This is a genomic window from Actinoplanes sp. DH11 (assembly GCF_020873875.1).
GTDB lineage: Bacteria > Actinomycetota > Actinomycetes > Mycobacteriales > Micromonosporaceae > Actinoplanes.
In genome coordinates this window covers 122,643-146,569 of sequence record NZ_JAHWGU010000015.1, presented here as the reverse complement: position 1 = coordinate 146,569, position 23,927 = coordinate 122,643, and the positions used below count along the sequence as shown (strand labels likewise).

22 protein-coding genes are annotated in these 23,927 nt (G+C 71.9%); 8 read left to right on the top strand and 14 right to left on the bottom strand.

Annotated features, from left to right (window positions below):
- Nucleotides 1-115: 115 nt before the first annotated feature.
- The 7 genes from LPA41_RS22595 to LPA41_RS22565 form a co-directional block, all read right to left on the bottom strand.
- Complete coding sequence (locus tag LPA41_RS22595; RefSeq protein ID WP_229072718.1) at nucleotides 116-784, bottom strand: MerR family transcriptional regulator; 669 nt, start codon at nucleotides 782-784, stop codon at nucleotides 116-118.
- A gap of 68 nt (nucleotides 785-852) precedes the next feature.
- Nucleotides 853-1,305, bottom strand: coding sequence for an FHA domain-containing protein (locus LPA41_RS22590; RefSeq protein ID WP_014445292.1), 453 nt, complete (start codon nucleotides 1,303-1,305; stop codon nucleotides 853-855).
- A 205-nt stretch (nucleotides 1,306-1,510) separates the two neighbouring features.
- Nucleotides 1,511-1,891, bottom strand: a complete 381-nt coding sequence (gcvH, locus tag LPA41_RS22585; RefSeq protein WP_229072717.1) for a glycine cleavage system protein GcvH — start codon at nucleotides 1,889-1,891, stop codon at nucleotides 1,511-1,513.
- A gap of 15 nt (nucleotides 1,892-1,906) precedes the next feature.
- Nucleotides 1,907-2,788, bottom strand: a complete 882-nt coding sequence (locus LPA41_RS22580) for a DUF881 domain-containing protein (protein ID WP_229072716.1) — start codon at nucleotides 2,786-2,788, stop codon at nucleotides 1,907-1,909.
- Nucleotides 2,789-2,803: 15 nt separating this feature from the next.
- The gene (locus LPA41_RS22575) at nucleotides 2,804-3,136 is read right to left on the bottom strand and encodes a small basic family protein (protein ID WP_229072715.1); all 333 of its coding nucleotides are present in this window, start codon (nucleotides 3,134-3,136) and stop codon (nucleotides 2,804-2,806) included.
- Nucleotides 3,133-4,065: a DUF881 domain-containing protein gene (locus LPA41_RS22570; protein WP_229072713.1), complete on the bottom strand. Its 933-nt coding sequence runs from the start codon at nucleotides 4,063-4,065 to the stop codon at nucleotides 3,133-3,135. The genes LPA41_RS22575 and LPA41_RS22570 overlap by 4 nt, the downstream gene beginning before the upstream one ends.
- Nucleotides 4,062-4,676, bottom strand: a complete 615-nt coding sequence (locus tag LPA41_RS22565) for a CDP-alcohol phosphatidyltransferase family protein (protein ID WP_229072712.1) — start codon at nucleotides 4,674-4,676, stop codon at nucleotides 4,062-4,064. Before LPA41_RS22565 ends, LPA41_RS22570 begins: the two co-directional genes overlap by 4 nt.
- A gap of 358 nt (nucleotides 4,677-5,034) precedes the next feature.
- Between LPA41_RS22565 and LPA41_RS22560 the strand changes: the two genes are divergently transcribed.
- Entirely contained in the window at nucleotides 5,035-5,991 is a 957-nt protein-coding gene (locus LPA41_RS22560; protein WP_229072710.1) for an AraC family transcriptional regulator, read from the top strand.
- Nucleotides 5,992-6,018: 27 nt separating this feature from the next.
- Here LPA41_RS22560 and LPA41_RS22555 read toward each other — a convergent pair whose 3' ends face one another.
- A complete protein-coding gene (locus LPA41_RS22555) occupies nucleotides 6,019-7,974 on the bottom strand; it encodes a VWA domain-containing protein (RefSeq protein ID WP_229072708.1) in 1,956 nt (651 codons plus the stop codon).
- Between the two features lie 2 nt (nucleotides 7,975-7,976).
- Nucleotides 7,977-9,401, bottom strand: coding sequence for a sigma 54-interacting transcriptional regulator (locus LPA41_RS22550; protein ID WP_229072707.1), 1,425 nt, complete (start codon nucleotides 9,399-9,401; stop codon nucleotides 7,977-7,979).
- 112 nt (nucleotides 9,402-9,513) lie between these two features.
- Between LPA41_RS22550 and LPA41_RS22545 the strand changes: the two genes are divergently transcribed.
- From LPA41_RS22545 to LPA41_RS22535, 3 genes are read left to right on the top strand one after another with little or no spacing between them, the layout of a single operon-like run.
- Nucleotides 9,514-10,332, top strand: a complete 819-nt coding sequence (locus LPA41_RS22545) for a PhzF family phenazine biosynthesis protein (RefSeq protein WP_229072705.1) — start codon at nucleotides 9,514-9,516, stop codon at nucleotides 10,330-10,332.
- Nucleotides 10,333-10,380: 48 nt separating this feature from the next.
- Entirely contained in the window at nucleotides 10,381-10,812 is a 432-nt protein-coding gene (locus LPA41_RS22540; RefSeq protein WP_229072704.1) for a PPOX class F420-dependent oxidoreductase, read from the top strand.
- A gap of 17 nt (nucleotides 10,813-10,829) precedes the next feature.
- The gene (locus tag LPA41_RS22535; RefSeq protein ID WP_229072703.1) at nucleotides 10,830-12,458 is read left to right on the top strand and encodes an ABC-F family ATP-binding cassette domain-containing protein; all 1,629 of its coding nucleotides are present in this window, start codon (nucleotides 10,830-10,832) and stop codon (nucleotides 12,456-12,458) included.
- A gap of 659 nt (nucleotides 12,459-13,117) precedes the next feature.
- On the opposite strand, the gene LPA41_RS22530 is transcribed toward LPA41_RS22535, so the two are convergent.
- Together LPA41_RS22530 and LPA41_RS43040 are read right to left on the bottom strand one after the other, a co-directional pair.
- The gene (locus tag LPA41_RS22530; protein WP_229072701.1) at nucleotides 13,118-13,657 is read right to left on the bottom strand and encodes a hypothetical protein; all 540 of its coding nucleotides are present in this window, start codon (nucleotides 13,655-13,657) and stop codon (nucleotides 13,118-13,120) included.
- A 61-nt stretch (nucleotides 13,658-13,718) separates the two neighbouring features.
- Nucleotides 13,719-14,639 (bottom strand): AraC family transcriptional regulator, encoded by a 921-nt coding sequence (locus LPA41_RS43040; protein ID WP_229072700.1) that lies wholly within the window; start codon nucleotides 14,637-14,639, stop codon nucleotides 13,719-13,721.
- Between the two features lie 59 nt (nucleotides 14,640-14,698).
- Here LPA41_RS43040 and LPA41_RS22520 point away from each other — a divergent pair, with 59 nt between their 5' ends.
- Nucleotides 14,699-15,586 carry an SDR family NAD(P)-dependent oxidoreductase gene (locus LPA41_RS22520; RefSeq protein ID WP_229072699.1) on the top strand — a complete coding sequence of 296 codons (888 nt, stop codon included), beginning with the start codon at nucleotides 14,699-14,701 and terminating at the stop codon, nucleotides 15,584-15,586.
- Between the two features lie 130 nt (nucleotides 15,587-15,716).
- On the opposite strand, the gene LPA41_RS22515 is transcribed toward LPA41_RS22520, so the two are convergent.
- The 3 genes from LPA41_RS22515 to glgA are packed head-to-tail and all read right to left on the bottom strand — an operon-like array spanning nucleotide 15,717 to nucleotide 19,830.
- Entirely contained in the window at nucleotides 15,717-16,976 is a 1,260-nt protein-coding gene (locus tag LPA41_RS22515) for an alpha/beta fold hydrolase (protein WP_229072697.1), read from the bottom strand.
- Nucleotides 16,977-16,996: 20 nt separating this feature from the next.
- A complete protein-coding gene (locus tag LPA41_RS22510) occupies nucleotides 16,997-18,619 on the bottom strand; it encodes a glycoside hydrolase family 10 protein (RefSeq protein ID WP_229072696.1) in 1,623 nt (540 codons plus the stop codon).
- Nucleotides 18,619-19,830, bottom strand: a complete 1,212-nt coding sequence (gene glgA, locus LPA41_RS22505; RefSeq protein ID WP_229072694.1) for a glycogen synthase — start codon at nucleotides 19,828-19,830, stop codon at nucleotides 18,619-18,621. Before glgA ends, LPA41_RS22510 begins: the two co-directional genes overlap by 1 nt.
- A gap of 171 nt (nucleotides 19,831-20,001) precedes the next feature.
- Between glgA and glgC the strand changes: the two genes are divergently transcribed.
- The 3 genes from glgC (at nucleotide 20,002) to LPA41_RS22490 (ending at nucleotide 23,918) form a co-directional block, all read left to right on the top strand.
- Nucleotides 20,002-21,234 (top strand): glucose-1-phosphate adenylyltransferase, encoded by a 1,233-nt coding sequence (gene glgC, locus LPA41_RS22500; protein WP_229072692.1) that lies wholly within the window; start codon nucleotides 20,002-20,004, stop codon nucleotides 21,232-21,234.
- A 111-nt stretch (nucleotides 21,235-21,345) separates the two neighbouring features.
- Entirely contained in the window at nucleotides 21,346-23,016 is a 1,671-nt protein-coding gene (locus tag LPA41_RS22495; protein ID WP_229072691.1) for a hypothetical protein, read from the top strand.
- Complete coding sequence (locus LPA41_RS22490; protein ID WP_229072689.1) at nucleotides 23,013-23,918, top strand: hypothetical protein; 906 nt, start codon at nucleotides 23,013-23,015, stop codon at nucleotides 23,916-23,918. Before LPA41_RS22495 ends, LPA41_RS22490 begins: the two co-directional genes overlap by 4 nt.
- Nucleotides 23,919-23,927: the final 9 nt, after the last annotated feature.

Genomic DNA, 23,927 nt, shown 5'->3' with positions numbered 1-23,927 from the left:
CCTCCGTGTTCGTCGTTGTCGCCGTGTCGCACGGCCGCCCCTACCTGCACGGTACACGCACCGCACCGGTATCCGACCGGTGCGGGATACCCCGGAAAGGGTAGGCGCAACCGGGTCAGCGACCCAGCTCGCCGCGCAGCCCGGAGCGGACCAGAGCGGCGTGCAGACGCTGCGAGAGCGCCTGCAGGTCACGTGCTGTTTCGGCCGCCCGTGCCCGGGCCGCCGGGTCGTGCTGCCGGGCCAGCGGCGCCAGCAGTTGTGTGAACAGGCCCACTTCACGGTCCGCCGCGTTGCGGAACGCGCGCAGGTGACGAGCCTCCAGCCCGTACCGGCTGAGCCCCACGACGGCCTCCACGATGATCACCGCGTCGGCGTCGTACCACCCCGGCGGGCGGGCCGTGACCAGACCGATCTGCTCCAATTCGGTCAGCAGGCCCTCGTCCACGCCGGTACGTTCCAGCAGGTCCGCCTTGGGGATCCGGCTGTCCGCCGGATCCGCCGCGCGCTGCGCGCCCACCGCCACCAGCGTGGGGCGCTGCGGCACCGCCGGCTCCTGCTCCAGCCGGTCCAGCTGCTCGCGGATGACCCGCAGCGGGAGGTATTGGTCCCGCTGCGCGGTCAGCACGAAACGCAGCCGGGCCACGTCGTTCCAGGAGTACTTGCGGTACCCGGAGGCGGTGCGTTGCGGGTCGACAAGACCCTCCGCCTCCAGGAACCGCAACTTCGAGATCGTGGTGTCGGGGAACTCGGTGCGCAGATGTGCCAGCACCTCCCCGATGCTCATCAGCGCACCATCACGCCCGCCCGCGGGGCCCGAGGCCCCCGGGTCGCGCGCGGCCGCCCCCGACGCGTTCACGCCCGGCCGCCCTCACCCTCCGGCCGCGGGCCGGCGATGAACACCAGACGGAACTTGCCGATCTGGACCTCGTCGCCGTTGCTCAGCGTCGCGGCCTCGACGCGCTCCCGGTTCACGTAGGTGCCGTTGAGCGAGCCGACGTCGCGGACGGTGAAGGTGCCGCCGTCACGGTGGAACTCGGCGTGGCGGCGCGAAACCGTCACGTCGTCGAGGAAGATGTCACTGTCCGGGTGCCGCCCACTGGTCGTCACGTCGTGGTCGAGCAGGAACCGGGCGCCCGCGTTCGGGCCTCGGCGGACCACGAGCAACGCCATACCGGGCGGGAGCGAGCCGGACATCCGGCTCGGCACCACGTCGGTCTCGGGTCCCTCGAGCACCTCGTCAAGGGCGCCAAGGTTCAGCGTGGACGTGACGTCGAGTGGGGGGAACTCGTCGTCTGGGCGCGTCATCGGACCACCTCACGGATCAGTTGGTCGTCGCCTCCCGGCGAGGTCCGCGACATCACGGACCCGCCGAGGCCAATCATGGCCCGACGCACGACTATCGGTTTCAACGGAATAACAGTTCTTCGTGTGCTTCGCGAGCCTAGTCAGCGCCAATATCGCGGGGCAACCGGACTCGCGGAGACCGATATTCGATTTCGGCTGACGCCGATCAGCTCTCGGTGATCGCCCGGTAGGCGGCCGCGTCGAGAAGCGAATCGAGCACCGCCGGATCATCCGGGGCGATCTCCACCAACCAGCCCGCCGCGTACGGCTCGCCGTTGATGATTTCCGGCTCGTCCGTGAGCGTGGCGTTCTTCGCCACCACGGTGCCGGATATCGGGGCGTAGATCTCCGAGACGCTCTTCGTCGACTCGATCTCGCCGAGCGAGTCACCGGCCTGCACGACCGTGCCCTCGTCGGGCAGCTGCACGAAGACGATGTCGCCGAGCGCGTCCTGCGCGAAATGGGTGATGCCCACCCGCACAGGGCCGCTGCCGTCACCGGCGACCCACTCGTGCTCCGCGGTGTACCGCAGATCCTCAGGAATCAACGCTTCCTCCGTTTATCACGAAACCGGACGCGCGTACTGCAAGGCTGTCGCCTTACGCACCTCGGTCACATCGACCATGGAGCGCGAGTCCATGGTCACGCTACCGCCGTCGTTCTTCACCGACGCCACCACCCCGCCCGGGATCTGCAGCGCCGTACTCATCGTTGCGGCCGGACCGATCACCAGAAGTCGGAACCTACCGGTCAGACGCACCCCGTCGGCGATGATTCCACCACCTTGGGCATCGACGAAATAGCTCGACGCCACTATTCGCACCGCCGCGCCGTTCTCGCCGCCGAGCTGCATCACCTCGCCGCCGGAACCACGCAGTTCCTGCACGGCGTTGAGGACGTCCGCCGCCTTCACCTTCTCCAGCGTGATCTCCAGGCCCGGACCGCTCCCCGGCATCGTGCCGGCCAGCAGGCCCAGTTCCTCGCTGCGCTTGTTCGCCTCGTCCAGGGCCGCCTCGCGCCCCTGGACGCCCGAGGAGAGCTGCTGCCGGGTCCGTTCCAGCGCCTGGATCTCGGAGAGCAGGCGGCTGTCCTGCGCCTCCAGGTCACTGAGGATCCGGACCAGGTCCTCCTGGCGCGCGGTGGCCAGGCCGTGGTCGGCGTCGTTGCTGCGCAACTGGACGACCAGGGTGAACCCGAGCAGGGCGAGCAGCACCCAGATCAGGGTGCCGGCCGGTGCGGGACGCCGTACCCGGCGCCGTGGTTCGCCCGTACCCTCCGGCTCCTGATCCGGTTGTTGATCTTGCGGCTCTTGATCTTGCCGGTCCGGCTCCGCGGCGGCCTCCGGGGACGCCTCTTCGCGATCAAGATCACTCTTTGCGGGTTCCGGCGTCTCCGGCATTTCACCCGATCGGGTCGTGGCCGGCGGCTCGTCACGGTCGCTCATCGCAGTCCCCTCCCGTCATGCGCGGAACAGGTGCCGGCGGATCGCCGCGACGTTACCGAAGATCCGGACGCCCAGCACGACGACGACACCGGTGGAGAGCTGACCACCGACACCGAGCTGGTCGCCGACATAGACGATCAGCGCGGAGACCAGCACGTTCGAGATGAACGACACGACGAACTGCTTGTCGTCGAAGATGCCGTCCAGCTTGGCGCGGACGCCGCCGAAGACAGCGTCCAGTGCCGCGACCACCGCGATCGGCAGGTACGGCACCAGTTCCGGTGGCACCGCCGGTTGGAAGACGATGCCCAGCAGGACACCGGCGAGCAGGGCGAGTACGGCGATCATCGGCCGCCTTCCGACGCAGAGCCGGACGGCACGGGGGATCCGGAGCCGGCCGGCGACGAAGAGCCCGACGGCGCGGGCGGTGGGGTACTCGGCACGGCGAACCGCAGCTTCAGCTCGGTCGCCGCCTCCAGCGTCACGTCTTTCACCTCGGTCGCCTCGAACGCCATGCCGTAGCGCGTCACGAGGGTCTTGAAGAACTGCCCGGCATAGCCGTCCCGGAACTCGCCGGTCAGGTCACCGGGACCGATCGCCACCACCTCGTAGGGCGTGGCGACCGGCTGCACATTGACCAGGATCGCCTCGCCCGCCTGCCGGATCGTCGACGTGGCGGTGAGTCGCTGCCCGTTGATCGAGATCGCCTCGGCGCCCGCGCTCCACAGCGCGTTCGTGGCGAGCTGGAGGTCGGTGTCCTTCACCCGGCTCTCGGTGCGGCGCGCCCCCGTCACCGGATCGACCGAGGTCGGCCCGTCCGCCAGGGTGATCTTGGTGCCGGCGCCGCGGACCGGGAAGAAGCCGGTGGCCGCGCCCAGGTTGCGTAGCCGGGCCACCGCGGCACCGCTGAGCTCGCGCTCGCGCAGCCCGGCGACCTCGTCGGCCAGCACGTCCGCCCGGGCCCGCAGCTCGGCCGTCCCCTCGCGCCGGTTCTCCACCTGCTCGACCAGCTCCTCGCGGGCCTGCGTGCGGGCCGGTTCCTCGGCGACCGTCTGCTGATAGCCGACCACCAGCAGGAAACCGATCACCAGCAGCACGGCCACGGTGGACACCCGGGCGGCCTGCCGTGCCGTCCCGGTGCGGCCGCGACCCTCCGCCCGGCGGGCGGCGGCGTCGGCATAACCCGGGTCGAGGGGGTTCTGGAAGAGCGCGGTGAGGAAGTCCGGGCCGTACGTCCGCTTGCCCGCGGCCGCGCCGTCCGGATCCGGGACCGTCACGGCTGCGCCGCCTCGGGCCCCGGCCGGTCGGACCGCAACAGCCGGACCGTCTGGATCAGGTAGAGCACCGCCGCGGCCCAGTAGAGGCCGAGCGCCCACCAGGCCAGCCCCCACCCGACCGGGTAGGCCCACTCCGACCAGCCCGGCACCGCCTTCGCCAGCAGGATGATCGGGAACGCGGCGAGCAGCAGGAAGGTGCCGGTCTTGCCGACGTAGTGCACCGGCGGCGGTCCGAAACCGTGCCGCCGCAGCACCACCAGGGACACGCCGAGCACGACCTCCCGCATCAGGAGCGCGCCGGTCAGCCACCACGGGACCACCTCGCGCAGCGTGAAACCCACCAGGGTGGCCAGGATGTAGAGCCGGTCCGCGAACGGGTCGAGCAGCTCACCGAGCCGGCTCACCGAGTTCATCCGGCGGGCCAGGTAGCCGTCCACCCAGTCGGTCGAACCGCCGATCGCCAGCACGATCACCGCGGCGACGTCGTGCTCCGGGACCAGCAGCAGGTAGAGGAAGAGTGGCACGCCCAGCAGCCGCAGCAGGCTTATCACGTTGGGCAGGGTGAAGATGCGGTTGGAGGTCTCGATGGACGGCGCAGGACGCTGCGACATCACGACTTCCCTCCCCCTCGGCCCGGGCCCCCGCTCGGCGCCTGGCAAACGACCGCGCGCTCTGCGCCCGCTCCCCCGCGGACGGCTGCGCGGGTGACCTCCCGGCCGCTCGCGGAGCAACTATAACCAGCCGCGTCCGCCGCACCGGCGCCCAGTCACAACCACCACACCCTCTAGAGCTTCCTAGGAGGCTAGCCTAGTGCCGGGCCCGTACCCCGATCGTGCGACACGCCGAGTGTCGGCTTTCACACCAGAATGAATTCGATCTCCGTTTGGCTAGCTCAGAGGCGTGAAGCCACGATCACGTCGGGTCATCACCGGTTGGCGCGCTGTTCAGTCAAACGTCAAGCTGTATGGCGTGCTGCCAGTGACCCACGCGATCCGGGACGTCGACGAGGCGCGAACCGTACTGACCCGCGCGTTCTACACCCTCGACGTCGACGTGCTCAACCCGCGGCCGGGGTGGACGGCCTCGTTCGCGGTCGGCGGGGACGAGACGGTCACGATCGGCGACCTGCACTTCGGGGTGGACGTCCGGATCGGCGCCGGCGAGCTGGGCGCCTACCACGTCAACATGCCGCTCAGCGGAGGTATGGCCTACCACCAGGGCAAGGCCGCGTCACGGTACGCGACACCGTCCCGGGCGGCCGTCTTCCTGCCCAACGGTGAGACCACCATCGACCGGTGGGCGGGCGACTGCCGGATCATCGCCGTGAAGATCGGCCGGGCCGAGCTGGAGAACCAGCTGGCCCGGATGCTGGACTCGCCGGTACGCGGGCCGGTCGACCTGGCGCCGGAGCTCGACGTGACGACCGGCCCGGGTGCCGCCTGGTCCCGGCTGGCCCGGGTGATCGCCGCCGACATCAGCGAGGCCGGCCTCACCCGGCACCCGGTCGTCGGCGCCCGGCTGCGGGAGACGCTGGTCAGCGGTCTGCTGGCGGCGAGCAACCACCGGTACCGCGACCAGCTGGAGCGCCGCCGCCCCGCCCTGGCCGCGCCCGGCGCGATCCGGCGGGTGGTCGAGGCGATGCGCGCGCAGCCGGGCCGCCCGTTCACCGTGGCCGATCTCGCCGACATCGCCGGCGTCGGCGTGCGGTCACTGCAACAGAGCTTCCAGCGGTACGTGGGAATGCCGCCGATGACCTACCTGAGGCAGCTCCGGCTGGGCCTGGTGCACGAGGAGCTGCGCCAGGCCCATCCGGGGACGACCGTGGCCCAGGTGGCGTACCGGTACGGCTTCACGCACCCGAGCCGGTTCGCCGCCGCCTACCGCGAGCGGTACGGCATCTCCCCCTCCGACACGCTGCGCACCTGACACCGATCAGCGCCGGGCGGCCGGCTGTCAGCGGCGGCCGCGCCGGGCCCGCACGTAGTCGTCGATGACGTAGCGGCCCAGTTCCTCGGCATCCGGGCTGAACACCCGGCCGCCGTTGCGCTCCGCCACCCGGCCCATGAACCGCCGCAGCCCCGGGTCCTCACCGAGCATGAACACATTGAGCGTGGCGCCGAAGCGGGTGAGCTGATCCACCTCACGGACCGTCGCCTGCACGGTCTCGCTGAGCGGCGGCCACCAGAACAACGCCTGTCCGTCCTCCTCGAGGTGCGCGGTCGGCTCACCGTCGGTCACCACCAGCACCACCGGTTCGGCACCGGGGTGCCGGCGCAGGTGCCGGCCGGCCAGCATCAGCGCGTGCTGCAGGTTGGTGCCCTTCTCCACGGTCGGCTCGATCGCGGCCAGATCGCCCTGGCTGAGCGTCTGCGCGTGCAGGCCGAACCCGATGATCTGCAGGGCGTCCTGCGGATATTTCGTGGCGACCAGGTGGGACAGGGCCAGGGCGGTCTGTTTCATCGGGCCCCAGCGGCCGTCGGCGTACATCGAGTAGGACAGGTCGACGCAGAGCGCCACCACCGCCGACGCGCGCCGCTCCGTCTCGGCGACCTCGAAGTCGTCCGGCTCCAGCCGCACCGGAAGCGTCCGGACGCCGCGGGAGGCAGCCCGGCGGCGGACCGCGTTGCCGATCGTGCGCACCACGTCGAGCGGCTGGTCGTCGCCGAACTCCCAGCGCCGTGACGACCCGATCAGGTCGCCGGCAGCGCCGGCGTCCCGCATGTCGTGCTCGCCGCGCTTGCCTCCCGCGATGTCGTGGAAGATCCGTGCCAGCGCGGTGTGGCCGAGCCGGCGCAGCGCTTTCGGCGAGAGCGTCAGGCCGTCGCTGTCCCGCTGCACCCAGCCCTGCCGGCGCAGCTCCCGTTCGAGCTCGCGCAGCCGCCGCATGTCGTCGGCCGCGCCCCGGCCGAGCTGGCGCTCGACGGCGTCGACGTCCACGTCGTCGAGCGTGGCGCCGGGGTGCTCCTGCCCGAGCTGGTCGATCAGCTCGTCCAGGTCGGCGATCTCGCCCAGTGCCGAGGCGGCGTCGCCGTAGCCCAGGTCGGCCGGCCCGCGCATCCGCTCGCCGCGACCCCAGTTCAGACCGGGGCGCAGCGACCGCAGGTTGTCGGTGAGCTCGGCCAGCTGCCCCTGCAGCGGGCCGTCGCCGAGCGCCTGCGCCATCAGGCTCTGCAGCTCCTCCCGCTGCTGCGGGCTGAGGGAGCGCATCAGCCGCTCGGCCGCGGCGGCCTGCCGGGCGAGCGAGTCGATCAGCTCGTCGACGCTGCCCGGGTTGTCGGGGAAGAACCGGCCGTGCCGGTCCATGAAGTCCCGGAACGCGTCGTCGGTGTCCTCGCCGCGGGCGTGCTTGCCGAGCAGGTCGTTGAGATCGCCGACCATCGCCGAGATCTCCGACATGTCGCCCTGTTGCAGCGCCTGCTTCATGCCGGCGAAGCGCTGCTCCACGACCTCCTGCCGCAGCCCCTCGAGGATCTGCTGGTAGATGTCCCGGGCCTCGGCGGAAGCCCAGCGGTATTCGGACAGCTCCGCGACGGCCTGGGACACCGACCGCGGCAGGTTGTCCAGCTGCGCCTCGGCGAACCGGGCCTCGTCGTCGGTCCTGGCGGCCAGGGTGTCCTTCTCGGCCGCGAGCGCCTGGTCGAGCATCTGCCGGGCCCGGGTGACCGCACCGTCCAGGTTGCCCCGGCGCAGCGCGTCCCGGCGCAGCCGCTGGGCCCGCGCCCGCAGGTCGTCGAGGCCCCGGCCGTCGCGCGGGCCACGCCGGATCAGGTCGCGGAGCGCGTCGCGCAGGCTGTCGCCCTGCAGGACTCGCTCCCCCATCGCATCGACGGCGGCCCGCACGTCATAGGGCGGGGCGAGCGGGTCGGGCCCGTCCCGCCACGCGCCGTACCGGAACACGTTTCCGGACACGGTCAGCTCCCGTAGAGCGTGCGGCCGTCGTCGGTCAGCTCCTTGGCCAGCCGCCGGGTGAGGTGCAGCCCCTCCAGCACGAACTCCACGCCGGAGGCCGCCTGACCGGGGCTGGGCGCGTCACCGAGCCCGAGCCGGTCGAGCACCTTGGCCAGGCCCGGGACCGTGCCGATCTGCGCGAGCAGCTCGTCGGCGCTGACCAGCTCACCGGTCTGGACGATCGCGCCGTCGGCGACGAGGTCGGTGAAGCCGGACAGGTCGAGGCCGCCCAGCCGGGCCCGGAACGTCTCGGCCGTCGCGACGCGCAGCAGGTGCGCGAGGACCTCGGTCTCCCGGCCCTCCTCGCCGCTCTCGAACTCGACCTTGCCGCGCAGCGTGGACGTGACCGAGACCGCGTCGCAGACCCGGGCCACCGCCTCCCGCTCGCCGCGCAGCCCGGCCCGGCGCAGCGCCGAGGCCGCGACGGTCTCGGCGGCGGCGATCGCGAACCGCGCCGACACCCCGGAACGGGAGTCCACCGACGGCGACTCGCGGACCGCGCGGGTGTAGCGGGCGAGCACGTCCACCAGGTGGTCCGGCACCGCGGCGACCAGGGCGGCCTCCTGCCGGATCAGGGCGGTCTCCAGCTCCAGGTCGACCGGGTAGTGGGTGCGGATCTCGGCACCGAACCGGTCCTTGAGCGGCGTGATGATGCGGCCGCGGTTGGTGTAGTCCTCCGGGTTGGCGGAGGCGACAAGCAGCAGGTCGAGCGGGAGCCGCAGCTGGTAGCCGCGAACCTGGATGTCGCGCTCCTCCAGGACGTTGAGCAGCGACACCTGGATCCGCTCGGCCAGGTCGGGCAGCTCGTTCACCGCGAAGATGCCGCGGTTGGTGCGGGGCACCAGACCGAAGTGGATGGTCTCCGGGTCACCGAGGGCACGCCCCTCGGCCACCTTGATCGGGTCGACGTCGCCGACCAGGTCACCGACGCTGGTGTCCGGCGTGGCGAGTTTCTCGCCGTAGCGCTCGGAACGGTGCAGCCAGGACACCGGCAGCAGGTCACCGGTCTCGGCGGCCAGCCGCCGGGCGGCCGGGGTAAGCGGATGGTAAGGGTGTTCGTGCAGCTCGGAGCCGGTGATGAACGGGGTCCACTCGTCCAGCAGCCCGATCAGCGAACGGATCAGCCGGGTCTTGCCCTGACCCCGCTCACCGAGCAGGACCATGTCGTGGCCGGCGAGCAGAGCCCGCTCCACCTCGGGGAGCACGGTGTCGTCGTAGCCGACGATGCCGGGGAAGCGCGGCTGCCCGGTGCGCAGCCGGTCGAGGAGGTTGCCGCGCAGCTCCTCCTTGACGGTGCGGAACTCGTGCCCGGAGGCACGCAGCTCGCCCAGGGTGCGCGGCAGGTCGGCGGGAGGAATGGGTGTGATCGCGGAAGGAGCCTCTGTCACCGGTCGAACGCTACTCCGCGCCGGCGGCGATCGCCGACTGTGACGCCCGACGCATCCAGGGCCGCGGGATTGGCTCTGGCCCGGCTCCGGTGCCGCGGCGCAGGCTCGTCGCATGACGACGATCGAGCGGTACGTGGCCTTCAGTTCCGAGCCCACCGGCGGCAACCCGGCCGGCGTCGTGCGCGACGCCGCCGACCTCACCGACGAGCGGATGCAGGCGATCGCGGCCGAGGTGGGTTACTCCGAGACGGCGTTCGTGACGGCACGTGACGAGGAGGGCCGGCTCCGGGTGCGCTACTTCAGCCCGCTCGCCGAGGTGCCGTTCTGCGGGCACGCGACCGTGGCGACGGCTGTCGCGCTGGGCGAGGGCGACCATGTGTTCGTCACCAACGCCGGTGTGGTGCCGGTCGCCGTGCGGTCCGGTGTCGCGACGCTGACCAGCGTGGACCCGCACGTGACGGACCTGGCGGCCGAGGATCTGACGGCGTTGCTGGCGGCGCTGGACTGGTCGTCGGGCGAACTGGACCCGGCTCTGCCGCCGCGGGTCGCGTACGCCGGGGCGTACCACCCGATCCTGGCCGTGACCGACCGCAAGCGCCTCGCCGAGCTGGACTACGACATGCCGGCGCTGACCGCGCTGATGACCGATCGCGGCTGGACCACGGTGCAGCTCGTGCACCGCGCCGCGGCGGACACCTTCGACGTGCGCGACCCGTTCCCGATCGGCGGGGTCGTCGAGGACCCGGCCACCGGCGCGGCCGCCGCGGCGTTCGGCGGGTACCTGCGGGAGCTGGGCATCGTGCCGGCCGACGCGACGGTGCACCTGCGGCAGGGCGACGACATGGGCCGGCCCAGCCGGCTCACCGTCCGGCTCGTCGCCGGCTCACCGGGCGTGCGGGTCAGCGGGACCGCGGTGCCGATGCCGGAATAGGAATGCCGCCGGCGGAATAACTCGCGCACGGCGGAGGCTGCCACGGGCATGACGACAACCCAGTTCGACCCGCGCACGCTGCTCGCGGAGAGCCGGCTCGGTGTCCTCGCCACCATCAAGGCGGACGGCCGGCCCCAGCTCTCGCCGGTCACGCCCCACTACGACGCCGAGGCCGGAGTGATCATGGTCTCGATGACCGAGGGCCGGGCCAAGACCATCAACCTGCGCCGCGACCCGCGCGCCACCCTCGAGGTGACGAGTGCCGACGGCTGGTCCTGGGCGACCGCCGAGGGCGTCGCCACCCTCACCGGACCCGGCACCGACCCGGACGGTCCCGACGTGGAGGCGCTCGTCGACTACTACCGGCGGGCGGCCGGCGAGCACCCGGACTGGGCGGAGTACCGATCGGTGATGGTCGCCGACCGGCGGGTGCTGATGACGATGACGGTGGACCACGTGTACGGCGCCAGGCTGGGCTGAAATTAGGATGGCGCCTGATGAGCGCCACGATGATCGCCCGAGATCTTGCCGCCGGGCACGGCGACCGCACCCTGTTCTCCGGACTCGACCTCGTCGTCGCACCCGGCGACGTGATCGGCCTGGTGGGCGCGAACGGGGCGGGCAAGACGACGCTGCTGCGTACCCTCGCGGGGTTGATCCCCACCGAGAGCGGCAGCGTCGCCCTGAGCCCGCCCACCGCCAACGTCGGCCATCTGCCGCAGGAGCGGGAACGGCGCGCGGGCGAGTCGGTGCGCGCGTTCCTGGCACGCCGCACCGGGGTGGCCGACGCGCAGGCCGCGATGGACGCGGCCGCCGAGGAGCTGGCGTCCTCGGCGCCGGGTGCCGACGACCGGTACGCGGCCGCGCTGGAACGGTGGCTCGACCTGGGCGGGGCCGACCTCGACGAACGCTCCGACGCGCTCGCCGGCACCTTCGCCCTCGACCTCGACGCACCCATGACCGGGCTCTCCGGCGGGCAGGCGGCCCGGGCCGGGATGGCGTCGCTGCTGCTCAGCCGCTACGACGTCTACCTGCTGGACGAGCCGACCAACGACCTCGACCTGGACGGCCTGGCGCAGCTGGAGTCGTTCGTGAGCGGGCTGCGCGCCGGTACGGTGCTGGTCAGTCACGACCGTGAATTCCTCACCCGGACCGTCACCAAGGTCCTCGAGCTCGACCTGGCCCAGCAGCAGGTACGCCTGTACGGCGGCGGCTACGAGTCGTACCTGCAGGAGCGGGAACGTTCGCGGGCGCAGGCGCGGTCGGCGTACGAGGACTACGCCGACAAGAAGGAGGACTTGCTCGAACGGGCCCGGATGCAGCGCGCCTGGATGGACAAGGGTGTGCGCAACGCCCGGAAGAAGGCACCGGACAACGACAAGATCGCGAAGTCGCAGCGCGGCGAGACCAGCGAGAAGCAGGCCGCCAAGGCCCGGCAGACCGAGCGCCTGATCGAGCGCATGGAGGTCGTCGAGGAACCCCGCAAGGAGTGGGAGCTGCGGATGGAGATCGCCGCGGCGCCCCGGGCCGGCGCGGTCGTGGCGACCCTGCGCGACGCGGTCGTCACCCGGGGCGGCTTCACGCTGGGTCCGGTCACCGTGCAGATCGACTGGGCCGACCGGGTGGCGATCACCGGCGCGAACGGCGCCGGGAAGTCGACGCTGCTCGCCGCGCTGCTGGGCCGGGTAACCCTGGACTCCGGGTCGCAGCATCTCGGCCCCGGCGTCGTGGTCGGCGAGGTCGACCAGGCCCGCGGGCTGTTCCTCTCCGACGAGCCGCTGATGCGGGCGTTCGGCGCGGCCGTGCCCGACTGGAACGACCCGGACGTGCGCACCCTGCTGGCGAAGTTCGGCCTCCGCTCGGCGCACGTGATGCGGTCGGCGGCGACGCTGTCACCCGGCGAACGGACCCGGGCGGCGCTGGCCCTGTTGCAGGCCCGCGGCGTGAACCTGCTGGTCCTGGACGAGCCGACGAACCATCTGGACCTGCCGGCGATCGAGCAGCTGGAGTCCGCGCTGTCGCACTACGCGGGGACGCTGCTGCTGGTCACGCACGACCGCCGGATGCTGTCGGCGGTCGCCACCAACCGCCACCTGGAGGTGGCCGGCGGCAAGGTCACCGGCTGATCCACCGTGCCCCGGCACCGGCCGTGGCCGGGCAGGGCCGGGCAGGGCCGGGCAGGGCCGGACGGGGCCGGGCAGGGCCGGACGGGGCCGGGCAGGGCCGGACGGGGCCGGGCAGGGCCGGACGGGGCCGGGCCGGGCGGGGGCCAGCCATCGACTCCGGTTCCCGTGGTGGCCCCGGACACGCCGCCGGTGTCGAGATGTTGATCTGCTAGCGATGCCAAATCGCTGTGATCAAGGGGTTGAAACCGCGATTTCGCATCGCTAGCAGATCAACACCGCCGCGCGGACACCACGCAGCCGACCTCGGCCGCTAGTCCAGGGATTGCAACAGAGCAACACCACGCCGCCGCATCGACATCCTGCGCTCTATGTTCCGCGCCCATAGCTTCAATCGGCACCACGGTGGAAAGCGCGCACTCGTTGCTCAACCGAGCCATCGGGACACACCCGCCGGCCGGGGCACCGGGCCCGGCCGGCAGGGCGGCGGTCAGCCGGCGAAGCCGTCCCCGTCAACTGGCGAGCGGTCAGCCGGCGGAGCGGTCAACCGGTGCCGTCAACCGACGGAGCGGTCAACCGGTGCCGTCAACCGACGGAGCGGTCAACCGGTGCCGCCAACCGGCGGAGCGTTCAGCCGGCGGAGCCGTCAACCGGCGGAGCCGTCAGCAAGTGAACTTGAAACGCTCGTCGGGGCCGATCTTCGTGGCGGTGGAGCGGACCACGTCCTTGCTGCGGCCCCCGCCGCCGACCGCGGTCAGGTAGGTGCCCTTCGGGGTGCGGATCGCGGACCAGCCGTCGGCGGTGATCGGCACGACGCCCATCTTCTCCTCGGCGCCGACCGCGGTCGCCGTCGAGCGGATCGCGCCGGTGGTGCGGCCGCCGCCGCCGACGACGCTGATGTACCGGTTGCCGGAGGTGCGGACCGCGAACGTGGTGGCGTCCAGGGCGACCAGCTGGAAGCGCTCGGTGGGCCCGGCCTTGGTGGCGTCGGTGCGGACCGCGTCCGCCGTCCGGCCGCCACCGCCGACCGCCGTCACGTAGTGGCCGGTGCGGGTCTGGATGCTGCAGGTCATGGTGGCCGGCGGGGCGGCGGGCTCCCCGGCGGGCGCCGGGGCGGCGACGGCCGGGGCCGGGGCGAGTACGCAGGCGAGGGCGGCGACAGCGATGCCGGTGCCAGTGCCAGTGTTGATAAGTCGTGACATGAAGTGCCTCCGGGGGTATTAGTCAGGTTTGTCCGGAGCATGGTGGCAAACTTCGGCGCGCTCATCCGGTCAACACGCTGCGCCGGTAGTCGCGGGGCGAAAACCCGGTCACCCGTTTGAAGGCATTCGACAAAGCGCTCTCCGACCCGTATCCCACGCCCCGCGCGATTGCCGCCACCGTCCCGTCGCCGCGCCGCAGGCGTCCGGCGGCCAGCTCGATCCGCCAGCCGGTCAGGTAGTCCAGGGGGCCGCGACCCACCACCTGCCGGAACCGGGCGGCGAGCGTGGACCGCGACACCGCCGCCACACCGGCCAGCTCGGCGACCGTCCAGGCGCGGGCCGGCTCGGCGTGCAGCGCCCGCAACGCCGGCGCCACCACCGGGTCGGCCAGCCCGGCGAGCAACCCGGCACCGCCGGCCGGAACCAGCCGCAGCATGTGGATCAGCATGATCAGGGCGAGGTGCTCGACGACCAGGGCGGAACCTGTCGGACGGTCCCGCATCTCGGCGTCGATCCGGAGCAGCGACCAGCGCAGCGTGGCCGCGGCGGCGCTGTCACCGGGCACGTGCAGCACCGGGGGCAGCGCGTCGAGAAGCAGCTCCCGGGCACGGTCGCCGAAGTCGAAGCGGCCGCCGATCACGCGGACACCGTCGCCGGAACCCGCGGTGGCCACGCCGCCGTCCGCCGCCGCCGCCCAGATCGGGCCGGCCGGCTCCGGCGGCACGCCCGGGCTGCTGGCCAGCGTGAACGCGCGCGACTGCACCATCAGGAAGCAGTCGCCCTCACGGAGGGCGATCGGCTCGGGCACCCCGGCGACGGTGAGCAGGCAGGCACCGCGGGCCACGGCGTTGAACTTCACGGCCGGCGGCGGTTCGAACGCGATCGCCCAGTCGCCACCGGCCACCAGGGAGGTGGACATGCCGGCGGTGACGCCGACGAGGGCGAGGACTTCGTCGAGAGGATCGGCATGCTGGACGCTCACGCAACTATCTTGGACTCCGCATCATTCAAAGTCCAACCACTCCGACCTACCTTTGTCCCATGACACGCCTCGCCATCCCGTTCACCGCCCGTTCCACCGCCGCCGACGTCCTGGCCGGCGTCGACCTGACCGGCCGCCACTACCTGGTCACCGGCGGCACCTCCGGGATCGGGCTCGCCACCGCCGAGGCACTGCGAGCCGCCGGAGCCGCGGTCACCGCGACCACCCGCCGCGACGTCGACCTAGCCGACCTCGACTCGGTGCGCGCCTTCACCGCCGCCTGGACCGGTCGCCTCGACGCGGTCGTCGCCAACGCCGGGGTCATGGCGCTGCCGACCCTGCAGCGGGCCCGCAACGGCTGGGAGTTGCAGCTCGCGACCAACTACCTCGGCCACTTCGCGCTGCTCGGCGGCCTGCGCCGGCACCTGACCGGCGGGCGCGTGGTGATCGTCAGCTCCGGGGCGCAGCTGAGCGCCGGCGTCGACTTCGACGACCCACAGTTCGAGCGGCGCGCCTACGACCCGTGGGTCGCCTACGCGCAATCGAAGACCGCGGACGTGCTGCTCGCCGTCGGGATCGCGGACCGCTGGGCCGCCGACGGGATCGTGGCGAACGCCCTCGCGCCGGGCCGCATCCACACCAACCTGCAGCGGCACATCGGGGCAGCGGAGATGCGGGCGCTGGGCGCGATGGACGAGGACGGCAATCTGGTCCACGCCGACGGGTTCAAGACGCCCGAGCAGGGCGCGGCCGCGTCGGTCCTGCTGGCGGCGTCGCCGCTGACGGCCGGGATGACCGGGCAGTACATCGACGAGGACGTCCAGCAGGCCCACGTCGTCCCCGGCGGCACCGGGCTCCACCACGGCGCGGCGCACTGGTCGATGGACCGGGCGAACGCCGACCGGCTGTGGGCACTCGGCACGGACGCCCTCGCCGACCGGAACTGATCAGCGCAGGCCGGCGCGGCCGGAGAAGCCAAGCTGGCACCGGCCGGAGAAGCCAACCCGGCACGGGCCGGCGAAGCCAAGCCAGCACCGGCCGGCGAAGCGGCGCAAGCCGGCCCCGGCCCCCGGGGGCTCAGCGCAAGCCGGCGGCCATCTCCATGAGGCGACCGAGCACGGCGTCCCCCGCGGTACGCAGGCCGTCGTGCTCGAACTCGTTGGTGACCCAGGTCCGGACGTTGCCGACCGCCGCGGCCGTCTCCAGCGAGAACCCGGCGTCCACATACATGTCGTCGGCGTAGACGGCCGCCAGCACCGGGACCTCGTTGGCGGCCAGCCGCGCGGTGTCGTAGAGCGCCGGCCAGTCGTCCGCCTCCGCCAGCAGGTCGGCCGCACCGGCGAACGGCCGCAGCGACGCGATCTCGGAGAACATCCAGGGGTACATCATCTCCCCGGTGAACAGCAGCGGCGACGCGTCCTCGGCGAACTCCGGGTGGCGCTCGAGGGCGCGAGCCGCCGCCCAGCCGGTCGGTCCGTTCCCCTGGCCGTAGCTGTACTCCTGCAACGCGAACAACGGGCTGTCCACGAATCCGGTCATCGCCAGCAGCGCGTGGCGGAACGTGTCGGACAGCTCCGCGCCGGTCCACGCCTCGTCGAAGAGCCAGTGCACCTGGGCGTACCCGTAGCTCATCCCGAACGCGTTCCCGATCAGCCGCAGCCGCCGCGCGGTGAGCCGGTCCCCGCCGGGCAGCCGCACGTCGTGCTCCGCCAGGTGGTCGGCGACCCGCCGGACCGCCGCCACATCCTGCGGGAACGCGCGGTAGAACTCGGCGTTCTTCGCCGCCACCCGCGGGTAGGTGCGCGCGTAGACGTCGTCGGCCGTGGCCGACAAGCCCGGCAGGCCGCCCGTCACATAGCAGGTCCGCAGGCCCTGCGGCGCCATCGACAGATAGGTCATCGTGACGAACCCGCCGTAGCTCTGCCCCAGCGTGTCCCATTTCGCGCCGCCGGCGAGGCGCTGCCGCAGGATCTCCGCGTCCGCCACGATGCTGTCCGCCCGGAACAGTTTCAGGAACGCGGCGAGCCGGTCCGCCGGCATGTCCCGGACACTGCGCGCGGTGATCGGGGTGCTCCGCCCGGTCCCCCGCTGGTCCAGCAGCAGGACCCGGTGCGTCCGCACCGCCCGCGCCAGCCAGCCCTCGGCCCGCAGCGGCCGCGGCGACTTCCCGCCGGGCCCGCCCTGGAGGAAGAGCAGCCAGGGCAGGTCCTCGCCGACCCGGTCGGCCGCCACCGCCTCCCGGGCGAAGATGTCGATCCCGGCGACGCCCGGCCGCCGGTGGTCGAGCGGCACGGTCACGGTGTGGTCGGTGAAGTGCAGCCCCGGATGCGCGATCACCGGTCCACCTTAGAACCCGATCAACCGGGAGCGACCGTGAAAGGCGCGCTGATCGGGCTCTCGTTGCCGGATCGGTCGAGCGCGGACAGGCAGTAGGTGCCACCGGAGTCAGCCGGCGTGCGGTCGGCCACCGCGGTGCCGGCCCGGCCGGTCGCGACAAGGGTGGCGGTGCCCTCCCCGGTGCGGTACAGCGCCCAGCTCACGCCCTCCGCCGCGGTGTCGAACGTCAGCGACCCGTCGTCGCCGCGGGTGGCGCCGGTGATCCGGGGTGCGGCCGGCGGCGCGGCCGGCAGGCGTTCCATCCGGGGCAGCAGCGCCGGCGACGCGTAGTGCCGGGACCGGTACCTGTCGACGGAGCCGAGCCGGTTGTCCCGTACCTTCTTGGCGCTGTAGTGGATCTGGCCCTGGACGCCGTACTCGTCGTTGAGCCGCATCTGCCTGTCGAGCTCGGCCGGATCGCTCCAGTCGCCCTTCTCGCCGACCCGGTAGTCGGCCATCCCGATGTAGAGCTGCACGCCGGTGCCCTTGACCGTCCGCACCCACCAGGGCAGCACCTTGGCGTAGTCGGCCTTGTCGAAGCCGATCGTCCAGTAGAGCTGCGGCACGATGTAGTCCAGCCAGCCCTCGCGCACCCACTTGCGGGTGTCCGCGTAGATCGCGTCGTAGCTCTCCAGGCCGCTGGTGTCGGAGCCCTCGCCGCCGTTGCGCCAGATGCCGAACGGGCTGATGCCGTACTTCACCCACGGCTTCAGCTCGGCGATCCGCTCGTGCATCTCCCGGACCAGGGTGTCGACGTTGTCGCGCCGCCAGTCCGCCCGGGAGCGGCCGGCACCGTACTTGGCGAACGAGGCGTCGTCCGGGAAGTCCTCGCCCTCCTCCGGGTACGGGTAGAAGAAGTCGTCGAAGTGGACGCCGTCGATGTCGTACTTCCGCACCGCCTCCAGCATCGCGTCCTCGACGAAGCGCCGCGCCTCCGGGTTGCCGGGGTCGAAGTAGAGCCGGCCCTGCTTGCCGGTCGGGTACGCGATCCGCCACTCCGGGTGTTCCAGCAGCGGGTGCCCGGGCGCCAGTTTCGCCAGGTCGGTGCCGGCGCCGCTGGGTGCCGGCTGGGTTCCCCGGTACGGGTTGAACCAGGCGTGGAACTCCAGGTTGCGGGCGTGCGCCTGGTCGACCATGAACGCCATCGGGTCCCAGCCCGGGTCGGTGCCGTCGAGCTTGCCGGTCAGCCAGTTCGTCCACGGCGCGTAGTCGGACTTCCAGAACGCGTCGCCGCTGGGCCGCACGTGCACGAAGATCGCGTTGTGGTTCTGGGCGACGGCGAGGTCGAGCCACCTCAGGTACTCGGCCTTGACCGCCGCCTCGGGCAGCCCCTGCTTCGACGGGAAGTCGATGTTGTAGACCGTGGTGAGCCACATCCCGCGCAGCTCACGGGCGGCCCGGACCGGCACGGCGCCGCACTGCCCGGGCGAGGCCGGTGCGGGCGCGGCGACCAGCGGGACGTCACCGCCGCCGGCCGCGCCGGCGCTGAGCGGCTGGTAGAAGGCGGCGCGGACCAGGCCGACACCGAGGACGCCGACGGTGAACAGCACGACGGCGAGCAGCAGGACGAGGCGGACCGGGGGGCGGCGTGACAGCAGGGACATCAGAGAACCGAACGGTAGACCTCTAGGGTGTCCTCGGCTATCCGGGCCCAACTGAAGTGCTCGACCGCACGACGGCGGCCGGCCTTGCCCATCGTCTCGGCCAGCTGCGGGTCGCGCAGCACCCGGGTCAGGGCGGCGGCCAGGTCGGCCACGAAGCGTTCCGGCTCGACCGGCGTGCCGGTGCCGTCCTGGAGCTGCTCGATCGGCACCAGCAGGCCCGTCTCACCGTCGGCGACCACCTCGGGGATGCCGCCGGTCGCGGTGGCGACCACCGCGGTCTCGCACGCCATCGCCTCCAGGTTGACGATGCCCATCGGCTCGTAGATCGACGGGCAGACGAAGACCGTCGCGTGCGTGAGCACCTGGATGACCTCCTGCTTGGGCAGCATCTCCTGCACCCAGATCACGCCCTGCGGGTCCCGGGCGGCGCGCAGCTCGCGGGCCAGTTCGGCGACCTCGGCGGCGATCTCCGGGGTGTCGGGTGCGCCGGCGAGCAGAATGATCTGCGCCTCGGCGGGCAGGTCGTGGCAGGCCCGCATCAGGTAGGGCAGGCCCTTCTGCCGGGTGATCCGGCCGACGAAGACCACGCTGGGCCGGTTGCGGTCGATGCCGAGCCGGTCCACCACGTCGGTGCCGTGGTTCGGCTGGTAGAGCTCGGTGTCGATGCCGTTGTAGACCACCTGGATCTTGTCCGGGTTCACCGCCGGGTACGCCCGGAGCACGTCCCGCCGCATCCCGCCGGAGACCGCGATGATCGCGTCGGCGTTCTCCACCGCGGTCCGCTCGCAGAACGAGGAGAGCGCGTAACCGCCGCCGAGCTGCTCGGCCTTCCACGGCCGCAGCGGCTCCAGGCTGTGCGTGGTCATCACGTGCGGGATGCCGTGCAGCAGTTTCGCGGTGTGTCCGGCGAAGTTCGCGTACCACGTGTGGCTGTGCACCAAGTCAGCCCCGGCGGCGCCGTGCGCCATCTCGAGGTTGACACCCATGGTGCGCAGCGCCGCGTTCGCGCCGGCCAGCTCGGTGACCTCCGGGTACGCCGTGACGCCGGCCTCGTCCCGGGGCGCGCCGAAGCAGTGCACCCGCACGTCGGCGAGCCGCCGCAGGTCACGGCTCAGGTATTCCAGATGCACCCCGGCGCCGCCGTAGACCTCCGGCGGGTACTCGCGGGTGATCAGGTCGGCACGCAGTCGTCGGGTCCCGGAATCGGTCACGAGTCGCAGGATAGCTGGCCCGGCCGAGGCGCGACCGGGCCGTGACCGTGCCGGGCCCGCCGGGCCGGTTCACCGGCACCGATGGAAGCAAGTCCACGGCAGCGTCCGCAAGATATTTCCAACCGCCCTTTCGGGTGGCGCACCGGCCGCTGGAACATTAGCGTCCTTCCCATGGCTGTCAAGGTGCTTGCAATTGTTCTGGCTGGTGGGGAAGGCAAGCGCCTGATGCCCTTGACCGCGGACCGGGCCAAGCCCGGCGTCCCGTTCGGCGGCATCTATCGCATGATCGACTTCGTGCTGTCGAACCTCGCGAACGCGGGGTACCTCAAGATCGTTGTTCTTACGCAGTACAAGTCACACTCCTTGGACCGGCACATCTCCAAGACCTGGCGGATGTCCACGCTCCTCGGCAATTACGTGACCCCGGTCCCGGCACAGCAGCGGCTCGGCCCGCGCTGGTTCGCCGGCTCGGCGGACGCCATCTACCAGAGCCTCAACCTGATCAACGACGAGTCGCCGGACTATGTGATCGTCTTCGGCGCCGACCACATCTACCGGATGGACCCGAAGCAGATGGTCAACGACCATATCGCCTCGGGCGCCGCGGTGACGGTCGCCGGCATCCGGCAGCCGCTCTCGCTGGCCGACCAGTTCGGCGTGATCGACGTGGCCGAGGACGGTAAGCGGATCAAGGCGTTCCGGGAGAAGCCGAAGGACGCGACGGGCCTGCCCGACTCGCCCGGCGAGGTGTACGCGTCGATGGGCAACTACGTCTTCACCACCCGGGCGCTGTGCGAGGCGGTCTCGGCCGACGCGCAGAACCCGGACAGCAAGCACGACATGGGTGGCAACATCATCCCGATGCTGGTGGAGCGCGGCGAGGCGAACGTCTACGACTTCCGCGACAACGACGTACCGGGCAGCACCGACCGCGACCGAGGTTACTGGCGCGACGTGGGGACGCTCGACTCGTTCTACGAGGCGCACATGGACCTGATCGCGACCCTGCCGATCTTCAATCTCTACAACCACGACTGGCCGATCTTCACGAACTACGGCTCCTGGCCGCCGGCGAAGTTCGTGCACGGCTACGACGACCGCCAGGGCCGGGCCATCGACTCGATGATCTCCCCCGGCGTGGTGGTCTCCGGCGCGCTCGTCGAGCGCTCGGTCATCTCGCCGAACGTGCGGGTCAACTCGTGGGCCCACGTGGACGGTGCGGTGATCATGGAGGGGGTCTCGGTCGGCCGCCGCGCGGTGGTGCGCAACGCGATCATCGACAAGAACGTGGTGATCCCGGAGGGCGCGCAGATCGGTGTCGACCTCGACCGGGACCGCAAGCTCTACACGGTCAGCGACAACGGCATCGTGGTCATCGGCAAGGGCCAGCGGGTCGAGCTGTAACGACGATCGATCAGGTGACGTCGATCCGGCGTCACCTAAACGTCGTATTGACGATAACCATTGGATGCCCCTAGACTCCGTTATCGTCACTCCGACGATATGGAGATCGGCATGACCTCGGTGCCGCACCAGAACTCGTACGCCACGCCCTTTCCCGAAGATCCGACCACCGCGACCCGGCACCTCTGCGCGGCGGCCTACCTCGACGAGGATTTCCGCAACACCGCCCTGCGCGAGGTCTATCACCAGCCCCGCCGGGCCGTCGCACCGTCCTACGGGTTCAACCTCGGCCCGGTGCTCGGCCACTGCCTGCGCGCCCGCACCGTCGCGGTCTTCCGCGACGCCGCGATCCTGCTCGTCCTGATCGTGTCGTTCTGCGCCGCCGGCACCGCCTTCTTCACCGCCGTCGCCACCCTGGCCGGCTTCTACACCGCCGTCGCCACCGCGCGCCTGATCCGCGACCTGGTGCGCAGCCTGCGCGACGGCACGCCGATCGGCCTGACCACCCTGATCGCCCGGCTGCTCTTCGCCGGGCTCGGCCTGGTCGTCACGATCTCCGTCGCCTCCCTCTTCGTCACCGCGCTCAGCTTCTCCGCACTCAGCGCGGCGAGCATCGACGGCGCGGCCACCTCGGTCGTCGCGACACTGGGCGGCGGCTTCCTGATCGTGACGCTCCTCGCCGGCTGCTCGCTCGGCTGGACGCTCTGGCGCCAGGCCCAGCTGCAGAACCTGCGCCCCGGGATGGTCCCCGCCTCCCCGGTCGAGGCGCCCCGGCTGCGAGAGATCGAGCAGCAGCAGTACGGCAACACGGTCATCTACGGCGACTTCCGCCCGTTCGTCGGCGCCGGGGACTGGGTCGACACGTGGGGATCGGCCATCCGCCTGACCAGGCCGCCGGCCGAGCCGGACCTCAACGAGCGCGCGCACGGCCGCACCCGTGCGGCCGAGACCGAGGGCTCCCGCGAGTTCGAGCAGCTGCCGTTCCAGGCCGACGAGGTCCTCGCCCACCTGGGGTGGCACCTCGGTTCCCTGGTCGGCGGCCCGGGCACGGTCGCCGGCGAGTCGATCACCGGGCTCACCGTGACCGACCGCGTGCTGCTCGCCGGCACCGAGGTCAGCCACCTGCACCCGATGACCTCGCCGCACGACATCGCGCAGATCATCCGCAACCCCACCACCCCGGCCCGGCACCACCTCGCCTGCCAGGTGGTCTCCTGGGGCGGCGAGGTCGTCACCACGGTCTACGTGCACGTCGCCATCCAGGGCCGGTCGCTCTACCTGGAGGTCACCACGACCGCGCTCAAGCCGTGCGCGCCGGAGTTCCGGATCGTCGACACGGTCGACGGCAGTGGCACGGTGGCCTGGTGGCGGGCCGTGAAGGACGGGCTGGTCGGCATCCCGGCCACGATCGTCCGTGCCCCGGTCAACCTGCTGCAGGCCCTGGTCACCGCGATCTCCACCAGCGGCTCGGCCGGTCCCCTGCAGCGCGGCCTCGACTACGGTGCCCGGGTCGCCGTCCGCGAGCTCGGCAGCCGTGGCCACGCCCGCAACCTGGTGCAGCTCCTCGACATCGACAAATACCAGCGCCTGATCGAGCGGCGGGTGTTCGCGGCCGTCCTGGACTTCCTGGACGGCAAGAACGTCGACACCACGGAGTACCGGGCCCGCACCGGCGGCCGGCTGAACATCGAGAACGCCGTCCTGGCCGGCACCGGCAACACCTTCCACGGGCCGGTCAGTGGCCGCGACTCGCACGTCGGCAAGGAAGAGGCGCCCCGGTGACCAGTTACCACAGCGGGGTGGACGCGGGGAGCGGCAACGTCTTCCACGGACCGGTCAGTGGCCGCGACTCCTACGTCACCGAGGCGGCGCCCGGGCCGGATCCCGCCGGCCCGGCCGGTGACCGCGCCGACGTCGGCATCCTCACCGTGCTCGAACAGGAGATGCGGGCGGTCGTCGAGGTGCTGCGCGGGCTCGCCGGGTTCGGCACCGCGCAATCCAGCGGCGGACCCACCGTCTACCAGGCGCACATGCCCGCGCGGCACGGCGGCACGGTGCGGATCGCCGCGGTGCAGACCCTCACCCCCGGGACCGAGTCGGCGGCCCTCGCGCACCGGGCGCTCGTCGAGGCCTACCGGCCGGCGGTGGTGCTGCTCGTCGGCATCGCCGGTGGGATCGGGCGGGACGTGCGGCCCTGCGACGTCGTCGTCTCGGACCTCGTCATCTCCCACGACGCCCGCAAGGAGACCGCCGACGGGATCCGGCGGCGCGGCCAGGCCCAGGCGATCGCCGCGCCGCTCGGGCACCGGCTCAACGAGTTCTTCACCGCCGAGGGACGAGAACTGGCCGGGCCGGGCGACGTGCCCTTCCGGGTGCACCGGGGGCCGATCGGCTCCGGCAACGCGGTCCTCGACGACAAGGACTCACCGCTGCGGGCCTACCTGTCCGGCTTCAACGACAAGGTGCTCGCGGTGGAGACCGAGGCGGCCGGGGTGGCGGAGGCGTTCCGGCAGCACGCCGACGCGGCCACCAACCCGTTCGGGTGGCTCACCGTGCGCGGGCTCTCCGACCTCGCCGACGGCGCCAAGCCGGCCGACGACCGCTTCCACGAGCGCGCCTCCCGGCACGCCGCCGCGACGGTACGGGCCATGCTGCCCTACCTGCGGTTCGACAGATCTAGTTGATCTAGTCTC